At 73.6% G+C, this 25,086-nt stretch carries 21 protein-coding genes; 5 read left to right on the top strand and 16 right to left on the bottom strand.

All coding sequences use genetic code 11. The annotated features are described in order from the left end of the window. Positions 1–97: 97 nt before the first annotated feature. The 7 genes from fxsT to ACWGH1_RS14130 all read right to left on the bottom strand — a co-directional run bounded on the left by fxsT (position 98) and on the right by ACWGH1_RS14130 (position 12,451). Positions 98–3,100: an FxSxx-COOH system tetratricopeptide repeat protein gene (fxsT, locus tag ACWGH1_RS14100; RefSeq protein ID WP_453354261.1), complete on the bottom strand. Its 3,003-nt coding sequence runs from the start codon at positions 3,098–3,100 to the stop codon at positions 98–100. 72 nt (positions 3,101–3,172) lie between these two features. Further along, positions 3,173–4,426 carry an HEXXH motif domain-containing protein gene (locus ACWGH1_RS14105; RefSeq protein ID WP_453354262.1) on the bottom strand — a complete coding sequence of 418 codons (1,254 nt, stop codon included), beginning with the start codon at positions 4,424–4,426 and terminating at the stop codon, positions 3,173–3,175. Further along, positions 4,423–5,763 (bottom strand): FxsB family cyclophane-forming radical SAM/SPASM peptide maturase, encoded by a 1,341-nt coding sequence (locus tag ACWGH1_RS14110; RefSeq protein WP_453354263.1) that lies wholly within the window; start codon positions 5,761–5,763, stop codon positions 4,423–4,425. Before ACWGH1_RS14110 ends, ACWGH1_RS14105 begins: the two co-directional genes overlap by 4 nt. Before the next feature lie 111 nt (positions 5,764–5,874). After that, on the bottom strand, positions 5,875–6,069 hold the full coding sequence (fxsA, locus tag ACWGH1_RS14115) for an FxSxx-COOH cyclophane-containing RiPP peptide (protein ID WP_453354264.1): 195 nt from the start codon (positions 6,067–6,069) through the stop codon (positions 5,875–5,877). Positions 6,070–6,166: 97 nt separating this feature from the next. Then, positions 6,167–9,289: an SAV_2336 N-terminal domain-related protein gene (locus tag ACWGH1_RS14120; protein WP_453408683.1), complete on the bottom strand. Its 3,123-nt coding sequence runs from the start codon at positions 9,287–9,289 to the stop codon at positions 6,167–6,169. A gap of 5 nt (positions 9,290–9,294) precedes the next feature. Next, positions 9,295–10,308 carry an AAA family ATPase gene (locus ACWGH1_RS14125; protein ID WP_453352894.1) on the bottom strand — a complete coding sequence of 338 codons (1,014 nt, stop codon included), beginning with the start codon at positions 10,306–10,308 and terminating at the stop codon, positions 9,295–9,297. A gap of 46 nt (positions 10,309–10,354) precedes the next feature. Further along, the gene (locus ACWGH1_RS14130; protein WP_453352895.1) at positions 10,355–12,451 is read right to left on the bottom strand and encodes a VMAP-C domain-containing protein; all 2,097 of its coding nucleotides are present in this window, start codon (positions 12,449–12,451) and stop codon (positions 10,355–10,357) included. A gap of 131 nt (positions 12,452–12,582) precedes the next feature. Between ACWGH1_RS14130 and ACWGH1_RS14135 the strand changes: the two genes are divergently transcribed. After that, positions 12,583–12,768 carry a DUF6104 family protein gene (locus ACWGH1_RS14135; protein WP_361309586.1) on the top strand — a complete coding sequence of 62 codons (186 nt, stop codon included), beginning with the start codon at positions 12,583–12,585 and terminating at the stop codon, positions 12,766–12,768. Between the two features lie 31 nt (positions 12,769–12,799). On the opposite strand, the gene ACWGH1_RS14140 is transcribed toward ACWGH1_RS14135, so the two are convergent. After that, positions 12,800–12,988: a hypothetical protein gene (locus ACWGH1_RS14140; protein WP_453352896.1), complete on the bottom strand. Its 189-nt coding sequence runs from the start codon at positions 12,986–12,988 to the stop codon at positions 12,800–12,802. A 137-nt stretch (positions 12,989–13,125) separates the two neighbouring features. Then, positions 13,126–13,620, bottom strand: coding sequence for a hypothetical protein (locus tag ACWGH1_RS14145; RefSeq protein WP_453352897.1), 495 nt, complete (start codon positions 13,618–13,620; stop codon positions 13,126–13,128). A gap of 159 nt (positions 13,621–13,779) precedes the next feature. Here ACWGH1_RS14145 and ACWGH1_RS14150 point away from each other — a divergent pair, with 159 nt between their 5' ends. Next, positions 13,780–15,123: a hypothetical protein gene (locus ACWGH1_RS14150; RefSeq protein WP_453352898.1), complete on the top strand. Its 1,344-nt coding sequence runs from the start codon at positions 13,780–13,782 to the stop codon at positions 15,121–15,123. A gap of 138 nt (positions 15,124–15,261) precedes the next feature. On the opposite strand, the gene sodN is transcribed toward ACWGH1_RS14150, so the two are convergent. Then, positions 15,262–15,657, bottom strand: coding sequence for a superoxide dismutase, Ni (sodN, locus tag ACWGH1_RS14155; protein WP_136215065.1), 396 nt, complete (start codon positions 15,655–15,657; stop codon positions 15,262–15,264). Between the two features lie 171 nt (positions 15,658–15,828). Between sodN and sodX the strand changes: the two genes are divergently transcribed. Then, the gene (gene sodX, locus ACWGH1_RS14160) at positions 15,829–16,248 is read left to right on the top strand and encodes a nickel-type superoxide dismutase maturation protease (protein WP_453352899.1); all 420 of its coding nucleotides are present in this window, start codon (positions 15,829–15,831) and stop codon (positions 16,246–16,248) included. Here the strand turns inward: sodX and ACWGH1_RS14165 are convergent. From ACWGH1_RS14165 to ACWGH1_RS14180, 4 genes are all read right to left on the bottom strand, one after another. After that, positions 16,152–16,781: a CGNR zinc finger domain-containing protein gene (locus tag ACWGH1_RS14165; RefSeq protein WP_453352900.1), complete on the bottom strand. Its 630-nt coding sequence runs from the start codon at positions 16,779–16,781 to the stop codon at positions 16,152–16,154. The two genes, sodX and ACWGH1_RS14165, sit on opposite strands and share 97 nt — an antisense overlap. Before the next feature lie 242 nt (positions 16,782–17,023). After that, on the bottom strand, positions 17,024–17,791 hold the full coding sequence (locus ACWGH1_RS14170; RefSeq protein ID WP_308433567.1) for an amino acid ABC transporter ATP-binding protein: 768 nt from the start codon (positions 17,789–17,791) through the stop codon (positions 17,024–17,026). Further along, on the bottom strand, positions 17,788–18,738 hold the full coding sequence (locus ACWGH1_RS14175; protein WP_136215061.1) for an amino acid ABC transporter permease: 951 nt from the start codon (positions 18,736–18,738) through the stop codon (positions 17,788–17,790). The genes ACWGH1_RS14170 and ACWGH1_RS14175 overlap by 4 nt, the downstream gene beginning before the upstream one ends. A 35-nt stretch (positions 18,739–18,773) precedes the next feature. Beyond that, positions 18,774–19,730 carry an ABC transporter substrate-binding protein gene (locus ACWGH1_RS14180; RefSeq protein WP_453352901.1) on the bottom strand — a complete coding sequence of 319 codons (957 nt, stop codon included), beginning with the start codon at positions 19,728–19,730 and terminating at the stop codon, positions 18,774–18,776. Between the two features lie 525 nt (positions 19,731–20,255). Here ACWGH1_RS14180 and ACWGH1_RS14185 point away from each other — a divergent pair. Continuing rightward, positions 20,256–21,458 carry an NAD(P)-dependent malic enzyme gene (locus tag ACWGH1_RS14185; protein WP_453352902.1) on the top strand — a complete coding sequence of 401 codons (1,203 nt, stop codon included), beginning with the start codon at positions 20,256–20,258 and terminating at the stop codon, positions 21,456–21,458. Positions 21,459–21,963: 505 nt separating this feature from the next. Further along, positions 21,964–22,926: a zinc-binding dehydrogenase gene (locus ACWGH1_RS14190; protein WP_453352903.1), complete on the top strand. Its 963-nt coding sequence runs from the start codon at positions 21,964–21,966 to the stop codon at positions 22,924–22,926. 197 nt (positions 22,927–23,123) lie between these two features. Here the strand turns inward: ACWGH1_RS14190 and ACWGH1_RS14195 are convergent, their stop codons facing one another. Together ACWGH1_RS14195 and ACWGH1_RS14200 are read right to left on the bottom strand one after the other, a co-directional pair. Then, complete coding sequence (locus tag ACWGH1_RS14195) at positions 23,124–24,038, bottom strand: helix-turn-helix transcriptional regulator (protein ID WP_453356095.1); 915 nt, start codon at positions 24,036–24,038, stop codon at positions 23,124–23,126. 1 nt (position 24,039) lies between these two features. Next, a complete protein-coding gene (locus ACWGH1_RS14200; protein WP_453356094.1) occupies positions 24,040–24,969 on the bottom strand; it encodes a DUF4097 family beta strand repeat-containing protein in 930 nt (309 codons plus the stop codon). Between the last annotated feature and the right edge of the window lie 117 nt (positions 24,970–25,086).

Below are 25,086 nucleotides of genomic sequence, written 5' to 3' on the forward strand. Positions count from 1 at the left end.
CACCTCCGGCGGGGCCGGCCATGCGCAGCCTCGCCGTCGTTCGAGGCCCGGGGTCTGGGGCGGAGCCCCGGGAAACCCGGCTCCGCCGGGCACCGGGCTACGGTTGGGGTTCGAAGTCCCAGTACGGGCGGGTCTGTTGGCGGGCCGAGACCGTGTGGACGTGTTGCGGGCCCAGGGTGCGCGTCAGCGCCTTGAGGCCCGCGTCCTCGTGCTTCGCCGCCTCCGCGTCCTCCCGCACCGCCCTCAGGTCCGCGGCCAGCGCGATCTGCGCGCTCAGCGTCATCGGGTGGTCCGGCCCCAGCACCTGCTCCGCCCCCAGCAGCGTCTCCCGGCTCAGTTCCACCGCGTCCTCCAGCCGCCCGGTGATGTTCCGGTGCCCGGTGGCGTTCAGCGCGCAGCCCAGGGTCCACGGGTGCCGGTCGCCCAGCGCCCCCCGCATGCCCACCAGCGCCTGCTCCGCCAGGCTCAGCGCCTCCACCCGCTCGCCCTGCGCCCTCAGCACCAGTCCGAGGTTGCCGACCGTGCCGATGCTGTACGGGTGGGCCAGGCCCAGCTGCGACTGGTAGCCCCGTACGACGTCCTCCGAGATGCGGCGGGCCTCGTCCACGTCGCCGTACTCGCGCAGGTAGGTGGCGTAGTCGGAGGCGACCATCAGCGTCCAGGGGAATTCCGCCCCGAACACCCGCGTCGAGCGCTCCAGTACGCTGCGCAGCCTGGCCCCCGCGCCGGGGATGTCCCCGGAGCGGCGCAGGCACAGGCCCAGGTTGTGTTCGGCGCGCAGGGTCTGCGGGTGGTTGGCGCCGAGGACCTGGACGTTGATCTTGAGCCCCTGTTCCTGGCGGGCCAGGGCCTCCCGGTAGCGGCCCATCAGGCGCAGGCCCATCGCGCAGCCGATCCCGGAGGACAGGGTGGCGATGTGCCGCACCCGCAGCACCCGTTCGCGGCGCCGCAGGGTGTCGAGGTCGGTGTCGTAGGCCTCCTGGTAGCGCCCGAGCAGGCGCAGCGCGACGGCGACGTTGTTCTGTGCGTTGAGGGTGGTGGAGTCGTCCTCGCCGAGCAGCTCGCGGTAGCTGGTGAAGGCGTGTTCGAGCAGTTCGCGGGCCTGCTCGAACTTGGCGGTGCTGAGCAGTACCCCCGCGTACGAGCTGGTGGCGCGCAGGGATTCGAGGTCGCGCGGGCCGCGCTCGGCCACCAGCCGCTCCGCCCGCGCCCTGGCGAGGGTCTCGGCCTGCCGGAAGTGGCCGAGCATCCGCAGGGCGCCGCCGTAGTGGTAGCTGAGCTCGCGGACCTGGTCGTGGTCCTCGCCGAGCATGGGCCGCCAGATGCCGTCGGTCTCCTCGGCCAGCCGCAGGCAGGTGCGGTACTCCCCGGCCAGCATCAGGTAGCGCAGGCAGTGCAGCAGGAAGTTCTGGATGCGCGGGTTGGAGCTGCGCAGCACCCCGGCGGACTCCAGGTGCGGGATGAGTTCGGCGTACCGGGGCCAGAGCCGGGAGTCGGAGGGCCGGCCGGGGTCGGCGGCGGCGAGGACCTGGCGAACGACCCGGGACAGTTCCTCGGACTCGTCGTCGCCGAGGTTGCCGCGGACGATGTTGTGGACCATGCGGTGCAGCTGGACGGTCTCCAGGCCGCCGCCCTCCTCGACGGACAGGTCGGAGTACTCCAGCCGGACGACGGAGAACTGGACGAGTTTGTTGAGGGCGGCGTTCCACCGGATCTGGTCGTTGATCAGTCCGGCGAGCTGCTCGGGCACGTCGTCCGCGGGGAACTCGCCCAGCAGCCGCAGCGGGACCCGGCCGGGGGCGAAGAAGACGAACAGCCGCAGCAGCGCCAGGGCGTCGGGGAAGTTCTCCCGTACGTTGTTGAGGAGTATCGCGAGGGCGGTGGGGAAGGGCAGCGGGTAGTCGTCGGAGAGGGTGACGGCCTCGTGGGAGTCGAGCCGGCTCTGCAGCAGGTTCAGGTACTCGCCGACGCCGATCGGCGAGTCGGCGAGCCAGCCGGCGGTCTGGTCGAGGGCGAGCGGGTAGTCCTCCAGCGCCTCGGCGAGCTGGTCGGCCTCGGCCGCGGTGAGCCGCTGGGCCCGGCGGCGGATGAAGGTCACGGACTCGGGGCGCGCGTACAGCGGGACTTCGACGAGGCTGGTGTGGCGGGCCGCCCACTCGCGGTTGCGGGAGGTGATGATCACGTCGCCGGCGCCGGCGGGCAGCAGGTCGGTGAGGTCGTCGGGGTTGTCGCAGCCGTCGAAGACCAGCAGCCAGCGGTAGTACGGGTTCCCGCGCCGCAGCGCTTCCAGCACGGCCCGGATCTGCTCGCCGTAGCTCCCGGCGCCGGGCGGCAGGCCCAGCGCGGGGGCCAGGTCCGCGAGCCGCTCGCGCAGGGTGGGCCGGTCCTCGGCCGGGACCCACCAGACCACGTCGTACTCGGAGGCGAAGCGGTAGGCGTACTCGGTGGCGACCTGCGTCTTGCCCACCCCGGACAGGCCGAGCAGCGTGACGGTGGACGCGCCGGGCGGTGCCTCGGTGAGGGCGGCGCGCAGTCGGCCGATGACGTCGTTGCGGCCGGTGAAGCGCGGGTTGCGGCGCGGCACCCGGCCCCAGATCTCCGGCGGGTCGTTGGGGAAGCGGGGGCCGCGGCGGCCGCTCTCGATGCCGATGCGGTCGGTGGGCAGCTCCAGCCGGCGCAGCACCCGGTACTCGGCCTCGTAGGCGTCCAGCCCCCACAGGTCGGTCTTCTCCAGGGCGGCCACGGCGCTCGGCAGCGGGGCGTCGGTGAGGCAGACGGCGGCGAACCGGTCGGGGTGGTGTTCGGTGACGGTGCGCAGGGCCGCGTTCCACTCCTCGTCGGTGTGGGTGCCGACGGAGAAGTAGCGCTCGCTGAGGACGACGAGGATCTTCCCGCCGGCCCGTGCCAGGTCGTCGAGGGCCTCGGTGATCCCCGGGCTGGTCTGCGGGTCCCAGCGCTGGAGGGCGACGCGGTGGCCGTGCTCCTCCAGGCGGTGCGCGATCCACACGGCCCAGGGCCGGTTGAATCCCGCGAAGCTGATGACGAAGCGCTGGGGCGGCTGCGCCGCTCCGTCACGGTCCTGCCGAATACCGGTGGTCATGCGGCCGTCTCCCTGGAACCGGGCGGTGGACGGGATTGAAAGGTACCGCAACGGACGGCCCGTCAGACCCCCTCAGCAACCGGCGAACCCGGCGAGTTCGGGGTGCTCCTCGCACCAGGCGCGGCGTTCGCGTTCCAGGGCCCGGCGGGCGGTGGCGTGCTGGTCGCCGGGGGGCGGGAGTTCGTCCATGGCCCGCTCGGCGGCGGCCATCGCGTCGGTGAACTCCGCCCCCGTGCGTGTCAGTTGCGGGTGGGCCCGGATGGCGGGCAGGACGGCCGCCACCTGGGCGCGCAGCCGTGCGTGCCGGGCCCATGCGCCGCGCGCCCCGTAGAGGGCGGCGCGCTGCCAGTAGCCGGCGAGGGCCAGGTGGGCGTACGCGCCGTGCAGCAGCCCGTCGAGCGGCCGGGGGTCGCTGCGCCAGGGGGCCCAGTGGCAGGGCGTGCGGTCGGCGGTGTGCAGGGTCAGTACGTCGGCGAGGGCGGTGAGCTTGCCGTGCTGGACCTCGTGGACGAGGGTGGCGGCCAGGGCGGGCGGGGCCTGTGCCCGGGCGAGGACAGATCCGGCGGCCGCGGGCAGGGTCGCGCCGCTGGAGCGGGAACCGCCGGCGAGCGGGACGACCGTGCGCAGCAGGCGGCCGATCTCGTCCGCGCGGGCGGAGTCGTAGCGCCGCAGCAGGGTGAGGGCGCCGGACCACTGGGTGTCCCAGCGCTTGTGCCCCTTGGGGGTGAGCCGCCGGGCGGGGCGGACCCGGGCGGGCCCGTCGGCGGCCGGGGCCCGGTAGGGGTCGAGGTCGTCGAGGGCGGTACGGCCGCCGGGCAGGGCGTGCAGCGGCAGCGGGTCGGGGGCGGTGGCCCAGGTCCGCTCGGTGACGGTGAGGAGGCCGGGCCGGTCGGGCCGCAGCAGCCCGAGGGTGGGCAGGACCAGCCGGCCGCCCGCGGGGCGCAGGGTGACCTTGAAGGTGATGCCGGCGCGCAGCGCGGCGGCGGCGGCGAGCGCCCCGAGGTGCGCGAGGTCGGCGGGGGGCCCGTCCGGCACGTGCAGCCGGCGCAGGGTCTCCTCGGCCCACACCCCGGTGGAGGGGTAGTGCAGTACGTCCCGCACCGCGCCGGGGTCGCGGCGTTCGGCTTCCTCCAGCAGCGCCCAGTGCTCGGCGGTCTCGGTGCCGGGGGCCCGGTCGAGCAGGGCGCGCAGCAGGAGCAGCCGCTTCGAGCGGCGTACGTCCCGGACGAGCCGGGTGCCTTCCGGGGAGGGTTCGGTGGAGGCGAGGGCGCGCAGCGTCGGGGAGCTGACGGCGAACGGTGCGGGGGCGGCCGGGGCTTCGCTCACGAGGCGGCCCGCCCGGTGCCGGCGGCCGCGTGCAGGGCCCGGGCGATGTGCCGGATGAGGGCCTGGAGGTCGGCGCAGTACACGGAGGGCCGGCGGAACCCCTCGCCGGCGCGATAGCGGTGCGGGTAGTGGCCGCCGCCGCAGACTTCGACGAGTTCGCAGGCGCGGCAGGCGGGGGCGAGTGCGTCCCGCCCGAGCTGGCGGGCGGCGAAACCGGGGTGGTCCAGGAGCTGGTCGAAGCCGTCGGTGTCGACGTGGAGGCCGGTGGCGGCGGCGCCCTCGTAGGCGGATTTCAGCGAATCGGCCTGTTCGATGCTGCCGTCCGTCTCGATGACGGCGGTGGTGGCGGGAGCCAGTCCCAGGGTTTCGGTGGCGGTGGGCAGCCCCAGCAGCAGGGCGATGACCTCCTCGAAGATCCGTACCCGGGTGCGGCGCACGCCGTCGTGCCACCAGCGTTCGAAGACGGCCAGCAGCCAGTCGGCGTACGGGGTCGGGCGTGCGCCGCCGTGGCCGGGCGGCGGGCTGCTCCAGTTGGCCAGCGGCAGCAGCAGGCCGATGGCGGGCGGGGCGAAGCCGAGCAGCGACTCGTACACCTCGACGGGGTCCTGGGCGAGGTCGACGACGCAGAGCACGCCCGCGTAGCTCTCGGGGTTGCGGGCGAGCAGCCGCAGCCCGCGCGCCGCGGCCCCGAAGCCGGGGCGCCCGACGTGGTCGGCGCGGCGGGTGTTGTGCGCGGGCAGCCCGCCGTCGAGGCTGACGCCGACCCGGATGCCGGCGGCGGTCAGCGCGCCGAGCCGGCCCGGGGTGAGCAGGGTGGCGTTGGTCTGGACGGTCGCGGTGACCCGGGTGCCGGGGGCGACGGCGGCCCGTACCGCGTCGACGGGCGCGGCGAGCGCGGCGGGGCCGGTCAGCAGCGGCTCGCCGCCGTGCAGGACGAGGTCGACCCGGGTCAGCCGGTGGGCGGCGGCGTGCTCGGCGATCCGGCCGGCGGCGCGGCGGACGGTGGCGGCGGACATCACGGCGGGGCGTCCGCGCCAGGACTGGTCGGCCATTTCGTAGACGTAGCAGTAGGTGCAGGCGAGGTTGCACCGGCTGTGCGTCTTGAGTACGAACTGCCGGACGGGCGAAGCGTGGTGGCCGGCGGCGCGCAGGGCGGGCACGTCGAGCCGGGCGTAGGGCCAGGGCGCGTGGCGCAGGTGCGGGTCGGCGACGTCCGCCCCGGCCGGGGGCGGCAGGTGCGCGGGCGCGTGGCGCGGGTGCGGGTCGGCGGCGTCCGCCCCGGCCGGGAGCGGAAGCTGCGCGGGCAGCACGGCGTCGCTCGTGATCGCTTGGGTCATCGGCCCGTGCCTCCCTCCCCCGCCGCCTCCCCGCAGGTAGCCCGGCGGACGGTCCATCCCTGCCCGGCGGACGAGCCGGACTAACGGCGGAAAATGGTCAACTCCGGTCGTTCACATCACCCCTGAGTCGAAGGCGTTGAGGATCTCGGCGGGGTGTGTGACCCGCTCGACCAGGCCTTCGATCACCTCGGCGAGTACCGGGTGCCCGATTCCCCGCAGCTCGGCCAGATCCAGTCCGGACAGGTCCGGCAACCGCCCGCCGCACTCCCGCCCGGCCGTCGGCATGTGCTGATCCCGAGTCACCATGTGCTGCCCGTCCCCCTCTTGCCCGAATGGTCAACTGCCCTTTCCCTTCCCGTGCCCGCCGGAAACGGCCGGTACGGGCGGGGGCGGCGGCAGCCGGTCACGGGCCCGCCTCCAGGACCCGGATCCGCTCGCCCACCGAAGCCGCGCGGGCTTCCGCACCGCCTGCCCGCAGCCACAGTTCCAGCGCCGCCCGGTAGGCCTCCAGCGCGCCCCGCGGCCGCTCCAGCCGCTCCAGTACCTCGCCGCGCAGCTCCTGCACCCGCGCGGCCAGTTCCACCGCCACCCGCTCCAGGTCCTCGCCCCCCGCGGCCAGGGCCGCGCGCCAGGCCCTGCGGTAGGAGTCGGCGGCCCGGTCGAGCCGGTCCGCGCCCCGCGTGTGGGCGTGGATCTCCTGCTGCACGTCCCCGTGCTCCCGCCAGGCCCGCGCCTGCTCCAGCGGGCTGCGGCTCTGCCGTGCGGCCAGTTCCAGCAGGTGTTCGGCCTCCCGCAGGTCCACCAGGTCCCCCTCGTAGGAGTGCCGCAGCCGCAGTCCCGCCGCCAGCCGCAGCAGCCGCCGGGCCGAGCGGGGGTCCGACTGCGGGACGGCGGCCCGGCTCTCGCGCAGCACCCGCACGGCGGTGGACGCGTACCGCCGCCCGTCGGCGCCGGCGGCGGACGCCCGGTCCAGGAGGACGTCGCCCCACTCGGGCAGCAGCTCCCCGTAGGCGTCCCCGTCCCGGGAGATCAGCCTGCGGGCCCGCTCGTACGCGGCGGCCGCGTCGTCCAGGGCCGCCGGGTCGGCGTCCCGCGCGTACCGCGCCCGGTGCACCCGGGCGAGGCAGACCAGCGCCGCCGGCCGCAGCTGCGGCTCCCCGGCGGCCCCCTCCGACTCCTCCAGGGCCCGGGCCAGCTCGGCGGCCGCCTCCTCCAGCCGGGCGGGCAGGTACCGCAGCGCCGTCGCCCGCTCCACCCGGGCCCGGGCCCGCTCCTCCGCGCCCGCGTCCGGGTCCGGGCCGAGCCGGTCGGCGGCCAGGGCGGCCAGGGCGGCGCGTTCCGCCGGGTCCGTGGTGTGGGGCAGCAGGGCGAGCAGGACCCGGCCGAGGGCCGGGCCGAGGACGGCGGGCTCGCTCTCCCCGGCGGCCTCCAGCGCGGCCCGTGCCTCCAGCAGCGGCCCCGGGTCGCCGCGCAGCTCGCCCAGCCGGACCAGGGCCCGGGTCCGCCGCACGACGCAGTCGAGCCGCAGCTCCCGGTCGAGGCCGGGCGCGGACCCGACCGCCGCGAACTCCCGCTCGGCCGCCGCCAGCAGCTCCGCGTCCGGTACCTCCCCGGCCAGGGCCCGCTCGTACAGCACCCGGCCCCGGGCGGCCCGGGCCGGCGGGGTCCCCAGGCCGGCCACGGCCCGCTCCGCCTCCGTGAGCAGCTCCGGGTCCCGCTGGAGCGCCCACAGCCGCAGCAGCGCCCCGGCGAGCTCGGTCTCGGCCTCCTCCGCCGGGTCGGCGGGCCCGGGCGGCGCCGTCACTGCCCGGCGCAGCAGGGTGACGGCCTCGTACAGGTCGCGCCGGCCGCCCTCGGCGATCCGGGCCCGGGCCGTGCGCACGGCCCACTCGCGGGCGGGCGCGGCGGGCGGCGGCTCGGTCTCCGGCCCGTCGGGCGGCGGCCCGGGCAGGTAGCGGCGCACGACCTTCGCCGAGACCTGGGCGAAGGCCTGCGGGAGCCGGCCGGCGGGCACCCGTTCGCCGTCGGGTTCCTGGGGCGCGCCGGTCAGCTGGGAGACGGCGAGCGCGGGGAAGTTCCGTACGCCCCGCCCGAAGTGGGCCCGTACGTACTCGGAGCAGTGCTTGAGCACCAGGGCCGCCTCGTCCCGGCCGAGCGGTCCGAGCAGCACGTCCTGCACCCCGGGGGCGAACTCGTACCACCCGGCGTCCGGTGCGCGCCGCAGCAGCCCGCTCAGCAGCACCTCGGCGAGGTCCGAGGGCTCCGAGTCGGGCAGCATCGTGCGCTGGACGAGCCGCATCACGGGCAGCGTGAGGGGGGCCGCCGCGAGGTACAGGGCGAGCCGCACCGCGCCGGGCGCGGCCGAGGAGCGGAAGCGGCGCACCAGCTCGCGCGGCGGCCGGGCGGCCCGGGGCTGGGGTTCGGGACCGGCGGGGTGGCGCGGCAGGACCCGCCCAACCTCGGCCGGTACGGGACCGGTCCCCAGTCCGGCGACGAGGCGGGCCCAGGCGCCGAGCGCGCCGGCGTTCGGCGGGAGCACGGGCACGGTCAGCCCTCCGGTGGGCCGGCCGCTGCGCGGCGGCCGGTCCGAACAGAACTCCAGCTTCCGGGCGCCGCCTTCGGTGCGGGACAGCACCCCGCGCTCGGTCGGCAGCCAGCTGCGGCTCCACAGCCGCTGCGGCAGCGGCTGCACCAGCGCGCAGGGGGTGCACTCGGCCCACCGGTACAGCAGCCGCTGCGCCCGGCCCTCGCGCCACACGGGCCCGGCGCAGTCGGAGACCACCATGGTCAGCGCCCGTCCCGTGGGGTCGCGGAGCTGGTCGCCGGAGCGGAGCGCGGCGGTGGGGCGCGGCCCCCGGCCGACGGCGGCGGTGCCGTCCGCCAGCCGGTGCAAGTAGTAGACCTGGACGTCGCGGAAGGCGCCGAGCCGTTCGCACACGGAGCGCAGCTCCTCGAACATGTCGTGCCACACCGCCATCGACGGGGACGCGTCCATGACGAGCCGTACGGTCGCCTCCCGCCGGCTCTCGGGCCGGAACACGGGGATGACCAGCCCGAGCGCGCGGGCGCTGGCCTCTGCGGTGGCGCCCTCGTCGAGCACGGTCCGGGTGGGCGGCCCGGGCGGGCGGTGCCGCTGGAGGGCGCGCAGGGCCCGCTGGATCTCCAGGATCCGGGGCAGCGCCGCCGCGCCGGGCACCCGGACCGGCACGCCGCCGCCGGGCGGGAGGTCCGCGTCGGCGTCGGCCGCCCCGGCCGTTCTGGCGGCGTACAGCCGCACCGGCTCCTCCGCTTGGGGTTCCTCCCGTACGGGCCCGTCCGCGCGCGGGGGCTGCGCGCCGGCGCCCTCCCGCCGCCCGGGCCCCGGCTCCGGCTCCCGGGCCGGGCCGTCCCCGGCGTCCGGCGCCCCGGCCGGCCCGCCGGTCCGCCCGGCGAGCCACAGCGCGTCGGCGAGCTCCTCGGCGGACGGGTCGAGCCCCGCGCCCCGCAGCAGCGCGGCGAGGTCCCGGATGGGCTCGGCGGGGGGCACGGGCCTCACCTCGGCCGGTCGAGGCGCTGGATGAGCAGGTCGGCGAGGTCCTCCCGGGTGGGCGGGGCGGCGTAGTGGGTCAGGTAGATGGCGTTGAGCAGCTGGTCGGCCGCGACCAGTTCGGACTGCGAGCGGCTGAGGAACTCGCGGATCAGCTCGGCGCCCAGCTGGGCGGCCTCCTCCCCCAGGTGCGCCCGGACCATGGTGGCGAGCCGTTTCTCGCCCGGCTGGCCGAGCTTGAGCTGGATGCACCGCCTGAGCAGCGCGGCCGGGAAGTCCCGCTCGCCGTTGCTGGTCAGGATGATGAAGGGGAAGGCCCGGCAGCGGATCCGCCCGTCCCGGACGGTCACTTTGGTGCCGTCGTCGGTGAGGACCCGCACCTCGGGTTCGGAGTCCGCGACCCGTTCCAGCTCGGGGAGGGTGAACTCGCCTTCCTCCAGCACGTTGAGGAGGTCGTTGGGCAGGTCTATGTCGCTCTTGTCGAGTTCGTCGATGAGCAGCACCCGGGGGCGGGTGGTGGGCAGCAGCGCTGTCCCCAGCGGGCCCAGCCGGATGTACTTGCCGATCCCGGGCACCCCGGCCGCCGCCGCCCCGCCGCTCGCGGCGATCTGTACGTCCTGGAGCCGGGCGATGGCGTCGTAGCGGTAGAGGCCCTCCTGGAGCACGGTGCGCGATACGACGGGCCAGCGCAGGACGCGGCCGAGCTTCAGTTCGTGGGCGACGGCGTGCGCGAGGGTGGACTTCCCGGTCCCGGGGTAGCCGGTCACCAGCAGCGGCCGCCGCAGGTACAGCGCGGCGTTGATGGCCTCCAGCTCCTCGGGCTCGGGCCGGTGCATCTCGGCGGCCTGCCGGTGCGCCCCGAGGCGGCGGGCCACGTTCCCGTCGGCCGGGCCCGCGGCCGCCGGGCCGTCCTCGGCGGGGCCGCCGTCGAAGTCCCGCCAGGGCGGCGGGTCCGGCAGGGCGTCGATCCCGTCGTGGGGCTCCCCGACGCCGCGGTAGATGAGCCACTCCTCGGTCATGTGCGCGCCCCTCCCGTCGATCCGGCGGTGTCCGGCCGCCGGCCCCTCACAGATCCCCCTGCAGCGGTTCGTCCTCCGGGAGCGGCCGCTGCGCGTCCTGCCACACCAGCGCCGTCCCCACCGCCCAGTACGCGTCCGGGTCGGCCCCGTACGCCCGCCCGCGCAGCGTCTGGAGCCGGGCCGGCAGTACCGCTCCCCGGCCGGCCTCGGCCAGTTCCTCGCGCAGGCCGCGGTGGAAGGGCTCGCAGGACGCCCTGGGGTCGGCCGGGGGCCGCCGGCACACCACCACCCCGTACCCGGCGTCCCGGGTCTCGTGCAGGACACCGCGGGTCGGGTCCGCACCCGGGTCCCGGCACAGCACCGGCACCGTATGGTCGACCAGGCCGGCCAGCCAGCCGGGCGCCGGGCGCCACTTGCGCCCCCGCGAGCAGTCGGCGCGCCGGCCCAGCAGTGGGCCCGCCTGCACCCGGGCCCACCGCTCGGCGGCCTCCGCGGCCGGGTCGCCGCCCGGGTGGCGCAGGACGACCGGGCGCTGGACGCCCACCGGGACCCCGCCCGACACCGTCCACTCGTCCACCGGCAGCCCGAACAGCTCTTCCGCCACGACCACTTCCAGCAGGGCGGCCGCCTCGTGGGTGTCGCACCGCCGGAACCCCTCGGCGAGCGGCGCCCGGACCGCCTCGGGCAGGGCCGCCAGGGTGACCCGGTTGCCGGAGGCCACGGGGGTGGCGTCCCCCGGGCGGGCCGGCCCGGCCAGGACGGAGACCCGCCAGTCGTAGACGTCCTCCCAGACGTGGGCCCAGGCCTCCAGCAGCACCGACGGTCCGGGGGTCGCCCCGGCCACCGGCCGGAACGGGCCGTGCACCATCTGCCCGGCGAGGGCGCGCCGGCGCCGTTCGCGTTCGGCGAGGCCCCGCTCGTAGCGCTCGCCCAGTTCGCGCCGCAGCGGCCGCCACAGCCGGGCCGCGGTCGCCCGTACCCAGTCCCACAGTTCCTCGTCCGCGCCGGGCGAGGGCGGCTCGCGGTGGTCGGCGACGCTGACGTCGGTGGCGTAGCGGAGCATCGCGGCGGCCTCGCCGCCCGCGGACGGCGGGTCGTGCAGCAGGCCCAGCCCGTCGCGCCAGGTCAGCGGGGCCGGTAAGCCCGTGTCGGGCTCTTCCCCCCGGGCCGCTTCGGCGAGGGCCCGGACGGCTTCGGAGGCGCCGGGCGGTGGCAGTTCGGCGAGCAGCCCGCACAGGGTGGTGCGTTCGCCGGGGGTGAGCCGGGTCAGGCGGCTGAGGCGGGTGGGGCGTTCGGGTCCGCCGGCCTCGTCGTCCTCCGAGGGCAGCTCGTCGTGCACGTCCGTCCAGGTCCGGCGGCTGTCGAGATCGCTGACGTGCTGGTCGTAGTGGTACAGGTCGTGGCCCTGCATCACCCGCCGGTACAGGCCGACCTGCCCGGTCGGGCCCGTGGGCAGGGTCCGCAGCTGTGCCACGGAGACGGCGATCCCGCCGCCGCCCGCCTGCCGGCGCGCCTTCACGATTCCGATGACCTCGCCGCGCGCCAGGTCCACGAGGGGGCCGCCGGACATGCCGGGTTCGATCTCGTCGTCGTCGCCGAGGCGGATCGCCGCGCCGTTCGCGGCGGTGCCGCGCAGCCGGGTGGTCCGGCCGGTGATCTCCCGTACGCCGAGGTCCTCGCTGACGCCGAAGTACGCGGCCTCGTCCAGCCGGGGCCTGGCCCGGTCGGTCAGCCAGACGCAGGCGTGCGAGATGGGGGCGAGGACCCGGACCAGCGCGAGGTCGGGCAGGTCCCACAGGGCGCGCGGGGCGGGCCGGCGCTCTTCCAGCCGCTCGGGCAGTACGCACTCCACGCGCCCGGCGACCGTCCCGGTGGCGCCCGCTTCCGCGGGGGAGCCGGCGACGGAGAAGGTGATGCCGACCTCCCGGCCCACCAGACGCACCGCAGCACCCCCTTCGCCGACCACGTGCGCACACGTGAGGACCCAGCCGGGGGCGATGAAGAAACCGCTCCCCCAGGTCGGACCGGTCCCAGGGGTTCCATACCCGTCCGCGGGTGCGTGGACGCGCACGGTGGCCGCCTTGACGAGGGGTTCCAGAAGCTCGAAGGCGCGCGCGGAGCCGCCCGTGCGCCCGTCCGGCATGTCCTGGCCCCCTCAGGTCTGGACGGTCCAGGCTAGTGCCAGGGACGGGGAGGACGGGAGGTGTCTGTGATACGCGGATTATCCTGGCGGGAAACACCCCCATCACACCACCACGTCACACGGAGCCGGACTTGTACTTCACCGATCGCGGCATCGAGGAGCTGGAGAAGCGGCGCGGCGAGGAGGAGGTCACCTTCGAGTGGCTCGCCGAGCAGCTGCGCACCTTCGTCGACCTGAACCCGGACTTCGAGGTCCCGGTGGAACGCCTGGCGACCTGGCTGGCGCGCCTCGACGACGCCGAGGACGACGACGAGTAAGAGGGCCCGGCGCCCCCGGGCCGACATACGGTCAGCGGGTGCTGACGACGTCGCCCAGGACGGCGCACGCGGCGATGAGCAGCGGCGCCGCCTCACGTACCCGAACGGCGACGAGCGCCTCCGCGTCCGGGTGACCGTCGAAGAAGTTGCTGCGGAGCCAGCACAGCTCGGGGTCGTGGTGGACGGCCCACGCGTAGGAGCAGCGCCGGCAGTCGGCCATGGGGCCGCCGTACCTGACGGCGATGGGCGCCGGCAGGCCACAGCCACAGCGCACGTGTGTCTGTGAGCACGCACCGCCGGGGTGTGCGTCGGACTCCTCGCCCGCCGGCGGCAACGGGTCGTCCGCGTCGGAGGGCATCACCGCGCCTCCCGGGCGCCGACGACAGCCGCTTCGTCCTCTGCGAGCCGCGCGGCGCCGACGCGTACGAGCAGCGCCACCGACGACGGATCGCAGTAGCCCGGCATCGGCCCGACGGCTGCCCAGTAAACCGGGTGCGTAGGGTCGTACGCGAAGAGGTCCGGGGCCGGGATGCCGACGTGCGTCCCCCGTCCGAGGCACTCGACGCCCGGGGCGCGGGAGCGCCACTCGTGGACCGTTCCGGGTGGAACCAGCGGGTAGTAGTTCCGGCCGTGACCGTCATGGATGACGGGCCCGTCCAGGCGTTCCCCGAGAGCGAAGTCGGTGTGGCTGTGGCCGAGCCCGACCGTCTCGACCGCCGCTTGGACGAGCGGTTCCGGGAGCCGGATGACATCGAAGCGGCTTCCGATGGGCAGGAGAGCGACACCCTGCTTCCGCCAAGCAGCATGAACCCTCTCGGGCCGCCCGTCGCTCCCGGCCAACCACTCCGTCATCGTGCGCATGGTCAAGGGGGTCACTCCCTACCGTCGTCGCGGCCGGTAACTGCCGGTCGTCACTGGCTGATGCGATGAGGTAACCCCATGTACCGCCTGCACGGGTACCGTTGGAGGGTCGGCGAAGTATGCAAGCCATGCACTTGTCGGGAGCTGCTCATGGCGCAACCCTCACGAACCCCGAACGCAGGCCTGTCGAACCTCCTTGCGCAGGCCGGATGGTCGAGAACCCAGTTCGCCCTGATCATCAACCGCATCGGGGCGGAGGCCGGCCTCAGGCTCAAGTACGGGCAGCCGGCCGTATCGCAATGGGTCGCCGGACACCAGCCCCGACCGCAGGTCAGGGCCTTGATCATCGAGGCGTTCGAACGGAAGCTGGGCCGCCCGGTCAGCTACTCGGAGGCCGGACTCGCGGCGCCCCAGCCGGCCACGGAGGGCGACACCGTCCGGCGCCTCGTAGACCTCGGAAGGGCCGACATGGATCCGTCCCGTCGCGGCGTCATCGCGGCAGGAGTGTTCTCCGCAGCTCTCGCCGTTCCCCTCTTCCCCACCCTCGCGAGGGCCGACGGCCCGGACCCGATACGGCCCGGGAAGGCCACCACACGGGTGGGTCAGGCGCAGGTTTCGGCCGTCCAGACGATGACGGACCGCATCGCCGACATCCTCGATGAGCTCGGGGCCGGCCACGCCCGCCCCATGGCGGCCGCCTTCCTCGTCAACACCGTCGGGCCGTGGCTGAAGGCGGAGGCAGCCGCCCCGGTGCGCCGCAGCATGCTCGCGGCCGCCTCCGATCTCGTCTACCTGACCGGCTGGATGGCGATGTACGAGCGCCGGCACCGGCTCGGACAGGACTACTACCTCTCCGCGCTCAAGCTCGCGGGGGAGGCGGAGGAGCACGTCACCTACTGCCGCACCCTGCGGGGAATGTCCCTCCAGGCGTCGAATCTCGGCTATGGCCGGCGGGCACTGGAGCTCGCGGACTCAGCCGCCGAGGCGGCACCGGTGGCCGGACCCCGCCTCGTGGCGTTCCTGCGCGGACAGCAGGCCCACGGGGCCGCGATGGTCGGCGACAGGCGGCAGGCCTTCGCCCGGCTGCGGGAAGCGGAAGAGGCCCTCGCCCGCGCTGACGACCGTCGGGACAGCGTGGGTGGCTACGACCGGACCGCGTACCTCTTCCACGTCGCACACGTCCAGAACGAGACGAAGGACGTAGCCGGGTCGGTCCGCACCTTGCGGGAGTCCATTCGCGTCCAGTCGGCGCACGAGCGGCAGGGGCGTCTCCATGCGTACGGCGTCCTCGCCCAGCGCCAGCTGTCCATCGGCCACGTCGAGGCGGCCTGCGAGTCGTGGGGCCGGTTCCTCGACGAGTACGAAGCCCTCTCCTCGGCGCGCGGCGACGAGCATTTCGAGGTGATGAACCGTCGGCTCCGCCCGCACGACAGCGTCAGGCCAGTGCGGGACCTTCGGGAGCGCGCCCGAATGGTCGGGGCCGCGAAGGGCTGACCGCGGCCGGCGCGTGCGCGGCGATCGGCTCCCGGACTGTCCCGGCAGAGCACAACGGCCCGGCCGCTCGGAAGCGGTCGGGCCGTCGGCGGCTGCGCTCTGGCCGGCAGCGCAGCAGGATCCCTCGGGCGCCCAAGATCAGGCGGCCTTGGTCTCCCAGAAGATGCGGTCGATCTCGGCGATGAGTTCGAGGGCCTTCTGGCCGGTCGCCGGGTCGTTCGACGCCTTCGCGGCCGAGAGGGCCTTGAGGGTGTCGTTCACCAGCGTGTGCAGCTGCGGGTACTTCTCGAAGTGCGGCGGCTTGAAGTAGTCGCTCCACAGCACCGAGACGTGGTGCTTGGCCAGCTCGGCGCGCTGCTCCTTGATGGTGATGGCGCGCGCGCGGAAGTCGGCGTCGTCGTTGGCCTGGTACTTCTCCTGAACGGCCTTGACGGACTCGGCCTCGATGCGGGCCTGGGCCGGGTCGTACACGCCGCACGGCAGGTCACAGTGGGCGGAGACCTTCGCCTTGGGGGCGAAGAGGCGGGAAAGCATGGAGTTTGTCCTCCTCGTGATCGTCTTCTCAAGGGCGAGATTACTCGCTTGGACAGCGGAATTCGCGGGCGGCCCCGTGGGCTTCGGACAAAAGTCCAGCGTCGCGGCGGCGGCGGTGAGCGAACGTACGGGGGCGTGCGGCAGCATGCGGGAGGGACGAGGAGGTCGTACATGGTGGAGAAGACGCGCCCGGGCACGCAGTTCGGGCTGGCCGAGGTGTCGGGACCCTCGATGGTCCCGACCCTGCTGCACGGGGACCGGCTGCTGGTCCGCTACGGGGCGGCCGTGCGCCCGGGGGCCGTGGTGGTGCTGCGCCATCCCTTCCAGCAGGACCTGCTGGTGGTCAAGCGGGCCGTGGAGCGGCGGCCGGGCGGCTGGTGGGTGCTGGGCGACAACCCGTACAACACGACCGGCGACAGCACCGACTACGGGGCGGTGCCCGAGGAGCTGGTACTGGCGACGGCCGTGCTGCGGCTGCGGCCGCTGCCCGCCGGTCAGCGCTCGCTGAGGGCGCGGCTGGCCTGGGCGGTTTCGGCGCTGCGGCCGCTGCGGGCGGACTCCTCCGCCTCCAGCCGCTTGCGGGCCCGGTAGGCCGCCACGTTCGCCCGGGTGGCGCAGCGGTCGGAGCAGTAGCGCCGGGACCGGTTGGTGGAGGTGTCGAGGTAGGCGTTGCGGCAGGGCGGCGCCTGGCACAGGCCGAGGCGGTCGGGGCCGTGCTCGGTGAGGTGGAAGGCCAGCCCGAACGAGGCGAGGGCGGCGTACCCGGCGGAGGCGTTCGAGGGGTGGTCGGCGAGGTGGATGTGCCAGTGCGGGCGGCCGTCCTGACCGAGCGAGTCGTGGCCGGTCACCTGGGGGCTAACCGGGAATTCCATGAGCAGGGAGTTCAGCAGGTCGACGGCCAGTACGTGGTCGCCGCCGTCGGCGGCCTCGAAGACGGCGCGCAGCCGGCCGCGGACGTTGCGGAAGCGGGTGACGTCGGCGTCGGTGACCCGGCGTGCGGCCTGTACCCCGGGCCCGAAGAGCGCGCGTACGGCGTCCACGGAGGTGAGGGAGTCCTTGTTGCGGGCCGGCTCCTCGGTGTTGACCAGGCGCACGGCGTAGTCCGAGTAATGGGCCAGTTCCACTTGTAGTCCTAACGGCTGCGGATGGAGATCCCTGTAACGCCTGAGACAGCTACAAGGGTATTACGACGGCAGGGGCTGGCGAGCGCGGCGAGCGGCACCGGCCGGCTCGGTCTCGCGTGCGGTACGGGAAGTATTACGGACCGCGACCCCCGGGGGTTCCCGCTCTGCCGCCCGGCAACGCGAAAGGGGCGGTACGGGAATCCGTACCGCCCCTTTCGCAGCGCCCGCAGGCGGCTACGGCACTACAGCACCTTGGACAGGAACGCCTTCGTCCGGTCGTGCTGCGGGTTGCCCAGGACCTCGCGCGGGTGGCCGGACTCGACCACCACACCGCCGTCCATGAAGACGAGGTTGTCGCCGACCTCGCGGGCGAAGCCCATCTCGTGGGTCACCACGATCATGGTCATGCCCGACTCGGCCAGGTCCCGCATGACGTCGAGGACGTCGCCGACGAGCTCCGGGTCGAGCGCCGAGGTGGGCTCGTCGAAGAGCATCAGCTTGGGCTCCATGGCCAGCGCGCGGGCGATCGCCACGCGCTGCTGCTGGCCGCCGGAGAGCTGCGTGGGGTAGTTCCCGCCCTTGTCGCCGAGGCCGACGCGGTCGAGCAGCTTGACGGCGCGCTCGCGCGCCACCGCCTTGCTCTCGCCCTTGACCTGGACGGGGGCCTCCATCACGTTCTCGATGGCCGTCATGTGCGGGAACAGGTTGAAGCGCTGGAAGACCATGCCGATCTCGCGGCGCTGCGCCGCGACCTCGCTGTCCTTCAGCTCGTAGAGCTTGTCGCCCTTCTGGCGGTAGCCCACCAGCTGCCCGTCCACCGAGAGCCGCCCGGAGTTGATGCGCTCCAGGTGGTTGATGCACCGCAGGAAGGTCGACTTGCCGGAGCCGGACGGACCGACCAGGCAGAAGACCTCGCGCGGGGCGACTTCGAGGTCGATGCCCCGGAGGATGTGGGCGGCGCCGTACGACTTGTGGACGCCTTCTGCCTTGACCATCGGCTGGGCGGTCATCGCGCGACCTCCGTACGGCGGAACATGTTGAGGTTGGCACGCAGGCGCTGGAACGGCGTCGGCGGCAGGCTCCGCGTGGAACCCCGGGCGAAGCGGCGCTCCAGGTAGTACTGGCCGACGCTGAACACACTGGTCAGGGCCAGGTACCAGATGGACGCCACGAACAGCATCTCCATGATGGCACCGGCCGTGTTGCCGATGTTCGACGAGGCCCGCAGGAGTTCCGTGTACTGCACGGCCGAGACCAGTGAGGAGGTTTTCAGCATGTTGATGAACTCGTTGCCGGTCGGCGGGATGATCACCCGCATCGCCTGCGGCAGCACGATCCGGCGCATCGTCTTCGTCTGGGGCATGCCGAGCGCGTGCGCGGCCTCCGTCTGGCCCTCGTCGACGGACTGGATGCCGGCCCGGACGATCTCCGCCATGTAGGCGCCCTCGTTCAGGCCCAGACCCAGCAGGGCGACCATGAACGGGGTCATGACGGCGACGGTGTAGTTCTTGTAGATCGGCCCGAGGTTGATGTACTCGAAGATCAGCGACAGGTTGAACCACACCAGCAGCTGGACGTACACCGGGGTACCGCGGAAGAACCAGATGTAGAGCCAGGAGACGGCGCTGGTCACCGGGTTGTTCGAGAGGCGCATCACCGCGAACACGATGCCGAGCACGAGGCCCAGCGCCATGGCGGCGACGCTGATGAGCACCGTGTTCCACAGGCCGCTCAGGACGGCCGGGTCGAAGAGCTTGTCGCCGACCGTCGCCCAGATGACGTTGCCCTGGGAGAAGGCGTAGACGAGCCAGGCCAGGAGCGCGACGACGATGACGCCGCTGATCCAGCGGCCGTAGTGCCGTACCGGGATTGCCTTGATCGCCTCGTACGGGGTTCCCGAGGCGCCGGGTCCGGCCGGCGGGGTTGCGGCCGGACCCTTGTCGATCTTGTCAGTCACAATGACTGCCCTTCAGTGGAGCGTGGAGCGCGGAGTTACTGACCGGCGTTGACCGTGGCGGACTTGACGGCGCTGTCCTGCACGTTCCACTTCTCCAGCGCCTTGGCGTAGGAGCCGTCCTTGATGGCGGCGTCCAGCGCCTGCTTGAGGGCGTCGCGCAGCTGCGCGTTGTCCTTGCTGACGCCGATGCCGAAGAGGCCGACGCCGGTCTGCTGGCCGGCGATCTCGAAGTCGTTGCCGCCGCCGGAGGTCTTCACGGTGTACGCGGCGACCGGGTAGTCGTTCAGGTCGGCGACGGCGCCGCCGGCCTTGACGCGGGTCTGCGCCTCGGCGTCGGTGTCGAAGGCCTGGATGGTGAGCTTCTTGTCACCGCACTTGTCGGCCTGCTTCTTGAACTCGTCCTCGTAGGTCGTTCCGCGCTGGACCGCGACGGTCTTGCCGCACAGGTCGTCCAGGGTCTTGATGCCCTCGGGGTTGCCCTTCTTGACCAGGAGCGAGAGACCGGAGGAGAAGTAGTCGACGAAGTCGATGCCCTTTCCGATCTTCTGACCCTTGTCGTCCAGGCCCTCCTGGCGCTGCTTGTTGTCCGTGATGGACGACATGATCGCGTCCTCGCGGCCGGTGTAGATCGAGGTGATCAGGCCGTCGAAGGTGCCCGCGGTGAACTGGACCTTCACCCCGAGCTGCTTGGCGAGCGCGTCCGCGATGTCGGGGTCGACGCCGACGATCTTGCCGTTCTCGACGAATTCCATCGGGGCGTACGCCGAGTCGGTGCCGATCTTGATGACACCGGCGTCCTGGATCTTCTTCGGCAGGGCCGAGAAGAGCGGGGCGCTGCTGGACTTGGTGCCCGTGGAGGCATTGTCGCCGGAGCCGCTCTTGGTCTGGTCGCCACAGCCGGTGAGGATCAGGGCGCCGGCGACCGCGATCGCGCCGACCGCGGCGATCCGGGACCGTGCGGCGGTCGTACGACGGGTGGTGCTTGCGGTCATGAGCTGGTTCCTCCGGCAGTGGGGAAAAAAGCATCCGAGAACGGTCGGGCACGCACCCTCGAGTGCAGCGACCTGTGTGATTACGGCATCTTGCCATTCGGACTGCGACATTCAGGGTGGTCGTCAGGTCAAAATCGGATAACGGGCCACCCGAGGTTCCCAACAGGACTGCGGCCAAGGGGCGAGGCGGCCGCACTATGCACTGTCACCAGGCTCTTTCGCCGCAGTTTTTACTGTTGGTCTCGCCTATCGGACAGCAACGTCCGGACTTTTCGGCAAAACCGGGGCAAGAGGCCTGCGAACGTGAGGCAATCGACTCGTCCGAGCGGCCGTTTTTCAGGTAGAACAGATCCTTACACCCCTCATCCGGGGCTCAGGGCGCGTGTGCGGCGCGCCCGCGCGTACGAAACCTCCCCTCCGCGGAGGCGGGCCGAACCCGTCGATGCGGAGACGGACGCGGTGCCCGCCCACCCCTTAACCAGGAGTGGCCACCCTCAACGATCAAAGACTTAAGGGGTCAAACAAGTGGCAGCGGAGATCGTCAATCCTCGCAGCGACAGCGTGACGGACAACAACCCCGACGCGGTGTTCGCACTGCACCGGGGCGGCAAGATGGCCGTGCAGGCCACCGTGCCGGTCCGCGACAAGGACGACCTGTCCCTCGCGTACACGCCCGGCGTGGCGAAGGTCTGCAGCGCCATCGCGGAGAATCCGGAACTCGTCAACGAGTACACGTGGAAGTCCAACGTGGTCGCCGTCGTCACCGACGGCACGGCCGTGCTCGGCCTCGGGGACATCGGTCCCGAGGCCTCCCTCCCGGTGATGGAGGGCAAGGCCATCCTGTTCAAGCAGTTCGGTGGAGTCGACGCGGTCCCGATCGCGCTCGCCACCAAAGACGCGGACGAGATCATCGAGACGGTCATCCGTCTCGCGCCGTCCTTCGGCGGGGTGAACCTGGAGGACATCTCCGCCCCCCGCTGCTTCGAGATCGAGCGCCGGCTCCAGGAAGCCCTGGACATCCCGATCTTCCACGACGACCAGCACGGCACGGCCATCGTGACGCTGGCCGCCCTGCGCAACGCGGCGAAGCTCACCGGCCGCACCCTCGGCGACCTGCGCGCCGTGATCTCGGGCGCGGGCGCCGCGGGCATCGCCATCGCCAAGATCCTGGTGGACGCGGGCATCGGCGACGTGTGCGTCACCGACCGCAAGGGCGTCGTCTCGGCGGACCGCTCGGACCTGACGGACGTCAAGGCCGAGATCGCGGGCCTGACGAACAAGACCGGCCAGTCCGGCTCCCTGGAAGCGGCCCTGGTCGGCGCCGACGTCTTCATCGGCGTCTCCGGCGGCACGGTCCCCGAGGAGGCGGTGGCGACCATGGCGAAGGACTGCTTCGTGTTCGCCATGGCCAACCCGAACCCGGAGGTCCACCCCGACGTCGCGCACAAGTACGCGGCGGTCGTGGCCACCGGCCGGTCGGACTTCCCGAACCAGATCAACAACGTGCTGGCCTTCCCGGGCATCTTCGCGGGCGCCCTCAAGGTGCGCGCGACCCGGATCACCGAAGGCATGAAGATCGCCGCCGCCGACGCCATCGCGGGCGTCGTGGGTGACGAGCTCGCCGCCGACTACGTGATCCCGTCGCCGTTCGACGAGCGCGTCGCCGAGGCCGTCGCGGCCGCCGTCGCCGCCGCGGCGAAGACGGACGGCGTGGCCCGCCTGGCCTGATCGCCGCTTCGGCCACACGTGTGAACGGGCAGGGGCCCGGCCTGGTGATCCATCCGGCCGGGCCCTTCCGTTTGCTCCGCGTACGACGGACGCGGGCCGCGGACGCACCCTCCTGGCCCCCGAACCGGGAGGGGTCGCCGCGCCTGTCGCGGGATCCGGGCGCACGGGAAAGCGACGCACCGGCCCCACGAAGAGAAAACGCGGCGCAGATGACAGGCTCATGGCGAGCGCGCCGCATGGCCAGAATGTTACCCCTGATCGCGGGCTCTCCCGACATTCCGCTTTACCGCCTGGGACGGCCAAACCGTCTGGTACGGGTGGCAGTTGAGGAGCGAACCATTCCTTCCGCGCGGCCTTGACGGGTGGCCCGTTCCAGACGCCGAAAGTCCCCTGTTCGGTTCCCGCATCCGGTGGTGACGTCCTGCGGGACACTGCGACGAAGACCTCACCCGCAGGCTCCCGACAAGGGGTGGCCCCGCGCGCTACCGGGCGGTAGCGTCGCGGCATGTTCGCTGCCTATGCCGCCCGAATCGACCGCGACCAGCCGCTGAACGGCCTTGAACTGGGCGAGCGCCCGGCTCCCGGGGCCCGCCCCGGCTGGGTGACCGTCAACGTCAAGGCCGCCTCCCTCAACCACCACGACCTGTGGTCGCTGCGCGGGGTGGGCCTGGCCGAGGACAAACTCCCGATGATCCTCGGCTGTGACGCCGCCGGCACCGACCAGGACGGAAACGAGGTCGTCCTGCACTCCGTGATCGGCCAGAGCGGCCACGGGGTCGGCCCGGACGAGCCGCGGTCGATCCTGACCGAGCGCTACCAGGGGACCTTCGCCGAGCAGGTGACCGTCCCGGCGTGGAACGTGCTGCGCAAGCCCGCCGAGCTGTCCTTCGAGGAGGCCGCCTGTCTGCCGACGGCGTGGCTGACGGCCTACCGGATGCTGTTCACCAACGCCGGGGTGCGGCCGGGGGACTCGGTCCTCGTCCAGGGCGCGGGCGGCGGCGTCGCCACCGCCGCGATCGTCCTCGGCAAGGCGGCCGGCCTGCGGGTCTTCGCCACGAGCCGGGACGAGGCCAAGCGCAAGCGCGCGGTGGAGCTGGGCGCGGTCGAGGCGTACGAGCCGGGCGCGCGGCTGCCGCAGCGGGTGGACGCCGTCATCGAGACGGTGGGCGCGGCCACGTGGTCGCACTCGGTGAAGTCCCTGCGGCCGGGCGGCACGCTGGTCATCTCGGGCGCGACGAGCGGCGACCGGCCGGCGCACGCCGAGCTGACGCGGATCTTCTTCCTGGAGCTGAAGGTGGTCGGCTCCACGATGGGCTCGAAGGACGAGCTGGAGGACCTGCTGGCGTTCTGCGCGGCCACCGGCGTCCGCCCGGTGATCGACGAGGTCCTCCCGCTGGACCGCGCCCGCGAGGGCTTCGGGAAACTCGCCTCGGGCGACCTCTTCGGCAAGATCGTCCTCACGGTCTAGAACAGAGCCCGGGGCTTTGCCCCGCTCTTCCGGCCCCGCCGGCATTCCAGCCCCGTGGGGGTCTCCCCGGACGGAGTCCGGGGGGAGTTTGAGGCGCGGGGCCCCGGAAACCCCGAGCGCAGCGAGGGGGCCCACCCACCGGAGCCGGCGGGTGGCCCTCACACGCAGGCCGGCGGACCGGCCGGGCCCGGCCGGGGTTACGCCTGCTCCGGGCGGAGCGCGGCCGTCAGGCGGGTGGCCGCCGCGGCCAGGTGCGCCCGCGCCTCGGCCAGCTGCGCCGGCGACACCCCGTGGTCCCGCGCCGCGTCCCGGACGTCATCGCGGAAGCGGTCCAGCAGCCGGTCCAGGTCCCGCACCGGATCGACCGACGGCGCCAGGTCCTCGGCCCAGCCCGCCCCGGCCCCGGCGGCCGGCGCGCCCGCCTGCGTACCGGTACCGGTGCCGGCACCCGTACCGCCGCCCCCGTGGCCCAGCCACGCCCCGGCCAGACTGCCGAGCACCCCGCCCGACTTCGCGAACTGCTCCTGCAGCTGGCTCGCGATCCGCTGGACCTCCTCGCGCGCCCGCTCCTGCGCCTCCTTGGCCTGTCGGCGGGCCTGCTGCGCCTCCTCGCGCGCCCGGCGGCTCTCGTCCTTCGCTCGCCGCGCCTGCTCCTTCCACTCCGCCTTGGCCTTGCGGAGCTCCTCCTTCGCCGCCTTCCAGCCCTCGTCCTCGACCTGGGTGGCCGACGCCGAGGCGGCCGCGGCCCGCATCTCGCGCCGCAGGTCCCCCGCGGCGCCCCGGACGTCGTCACGGATCTCGGCGGCCAGTTCGGAGACCGAGTCGCGGATCTCCAGTTCCAGGTCGGCGAGCTCGCCGCCCCGGTCGGCCAGTTCCGCGCGGCCCGCCTCGGTGATCGAGTACACCTTGCGCCCGCCTTCGGTGGCGTGGGTGACGAGCCCCTCCGCCTCCAGCTTGGCCAGCCGCGGGTACACCGTGCCCGCGGAGGGCGCGTACAGCCCCTGGAACCGCTCCTCCAGCAGGCGGATCACCTCGTACCCGTGGCGCGGGGCTTCGTCGAGCAGCTTGAGGAGGTAGAGGCGGAGGCGTCCGTGGGCGAAGACGGGCGGCATGTCAGAGCACCTTCTTGTCGAGCGCGAGCGGGGTGGCGGCGTCGGGGCTGTCGGCCGCCGGGCGGCGCAGCAGGGCGATGGCGCCGGAGACGGTGGTGGCGCGCAGCGTCCCGGTGCCGGCGCCGAGGGTGCCGGTGATCCGCTTGGCGGCCCACTGGCCGGTGACCCGCAGGTCTTCGAAGGCGTTGGAGACGCCTCCGGTGGCGGTGTTGGCCTCCACGCGGGCGTCGGCGGGGTGCGGCAGGCGGATCGCGACCTGTCCGGATACGGAGTTCAGGGAGATGTCGACGGGCCGCACGTCGGCCGGGTCGAGCACGAGGTCGATGAGCATGTCGCCGCTGACCGAGTCGGCCCGTACGCTGCCGCCCGCGCCGTCGACGACGGTCAGGCCGCCGGAGACGGAGTGGAAGGAGAGCTCGCCGTTCACGGACTGGGCCTCGACGCTGCCGGACACGGTGTGGGCCTTCACCGTGCCGGAGAGCCCGACCAGGGTCGCGTCGCCGCTGACGCCGTTGACGTCGGTGGCGCCGCTGATGCCGGAGACGAAGACGGCCGCGCTGACGGTGGCCAGCTGGACGACGGTGGCGGCGGGGACCGTGAGGGTGACGGTGGCGCTGCGCTCCCACGCCTTGCGGCCGTCGGCGGAGCTGCCGGACCAGGCCTTCCAGGGCTTGCCCTCGAACCACTTCTTGAAGCCCTGGGAACCGTTCCAGGGGAGGTCTTCGTAGGAGAGGGTGAGGGTGCCGCCGTCCTGTACGACGTGCAGCGGCGGCCCGTTGACCTCGGCCACTTCGAGGCGGGCGGGGCCCGCGTCGGCGGCGGCGACGACGTTCACGGTGCCGCCGACGACGCGGACGCGGAGTTCCGTCACCGGCTGCTCGAAGGTGAGCTTCTGCGGCTCGGCGACGGACCACGTCATCTGCTCGGCCATGGTTCTGATCCTCCTCGTGGACGCACGAACGGGGCTCGACGCTCGCAACATATCGCGTCTTCTGAGAACACGATATATCGCGGATCGGCGAAGTCAAGCGACGGACACGCCGGTGCG

It is taken from the genome of Streptomyces sp. NPDC054883, from assembly GCF_053610645.1.

Excerpts from the sequence above, each read along its gene's own strand:
- fxsT (WP_453354261.1), bottom strand. The coding sequence starts at position 3,100 with ATGACCACCGGTATTCGGCAGGACCGTGACGGAGCGGCGCAGCCGCCC.
- ACWGH1_RS14110 (WP_453354263.1), bottom strand. The coding sequence starts at position 5,763 with ATGACCCAAGCGATCACGAGCGACGCCGTGCTGCCCGCGCAGCTTCCG.
- fxsA (WP_453354264.1), bottom strand. The coding sequence starts at position 6,069 with ATGGTGACTCGGGATCAGCACATGCCGACGGCCGGGCGGGAGTGCGGC.
- ACWGH1_RS14125 (WP_453352894.1), bottom strand. The coding sequence starts at position 10,308 with ATGACCGAGGAGTGGCTCATCTACCGCGGCGTCGGGGAGCCCCACGAC.
- ACWGH1_RS14130 (WP_453352895.1), bottom strand. The coding sequence starts at position 12,451 with ATGCCGGACGGGCGCACGGGCGGCTCCGCGCGCGCCTTCGAGCTTCTG.
- ACWGH1_RS14140 (WP_453352896.1), bottom strand. The coding sequence starts at position 12,988 with ATGGCCGACTGCCGGCGCTGCTCCTACGCGTGGGCCGTCCACCACGAC.
- ACWGH1_RS14145 (WP_453352897.1), bottom strand. The coding sequence starts at position 13,620 with ATGACGGAGTGGTTGGCCGGGAGCGACGGGCGGCCCGAGAGGGTTCAT.
- ACWGH1_RS14150 (WP_453352898.1), top strand. The coding sequence starts at position 13,780 with ATGGCGCAACCCTCACGAACCCCGAACGCAGGCCTGTCGAACCTCCTT.
- sodN (WP_136215065.1), bottom strand. The coding sequence starts at position 15,657 with ATGCTTTCCCGCCTCTTCGCCCCCAAGGCGAAGGTCTCCGCCCACTGT.
- sodX (WP_453352899.1), top strand. The coding sequence starts at position 15,829 with ATGGTGGAGAAGACGCGCCCGGGCACGCAGTTCGGGCTGGCCGAGGTG.
- ACWGH1_RS14170 (WP_308433567.1), bottom strand. The coding sequence starts at position 17,791 with ATGACCGCCCAGCCGATGGTCAAGGCAGAAGGCGTCCACAAGTCGTAC.
- ACWGH1_RS14180 (WP_453352901.1), bottom strand. The coding sequence starts at position 19,730 with ATGACCGCAAGCACCACCCGTCGTACGACCGCCGCACGGTCCCGGATC.
- ACWGH1_RS14190 (WP_453352903.1), top strand. The coding sequence starts at position 21,964 with ATGTTCGCTGCCTATGCCGCCCGAATCGACCGCGACCAGCCGCTGAAC.
- ACWGH1_RS14195 (WP_453356095.1), bottom strand. The coding sequence starts at position 24,038 with ATGCCGCCCGTCTTCGCCCACGGACGCCTCCGCCTCTACCTCCTCAAG.
- ACWGH1_RS14200 (WP_453356094.1), bottom strand. The coding sequence starts at position 24,969 with ATGGCCGAGCAGATGACGTGGTCCGTCGCCGAGCCGCAGAAGCTCACC.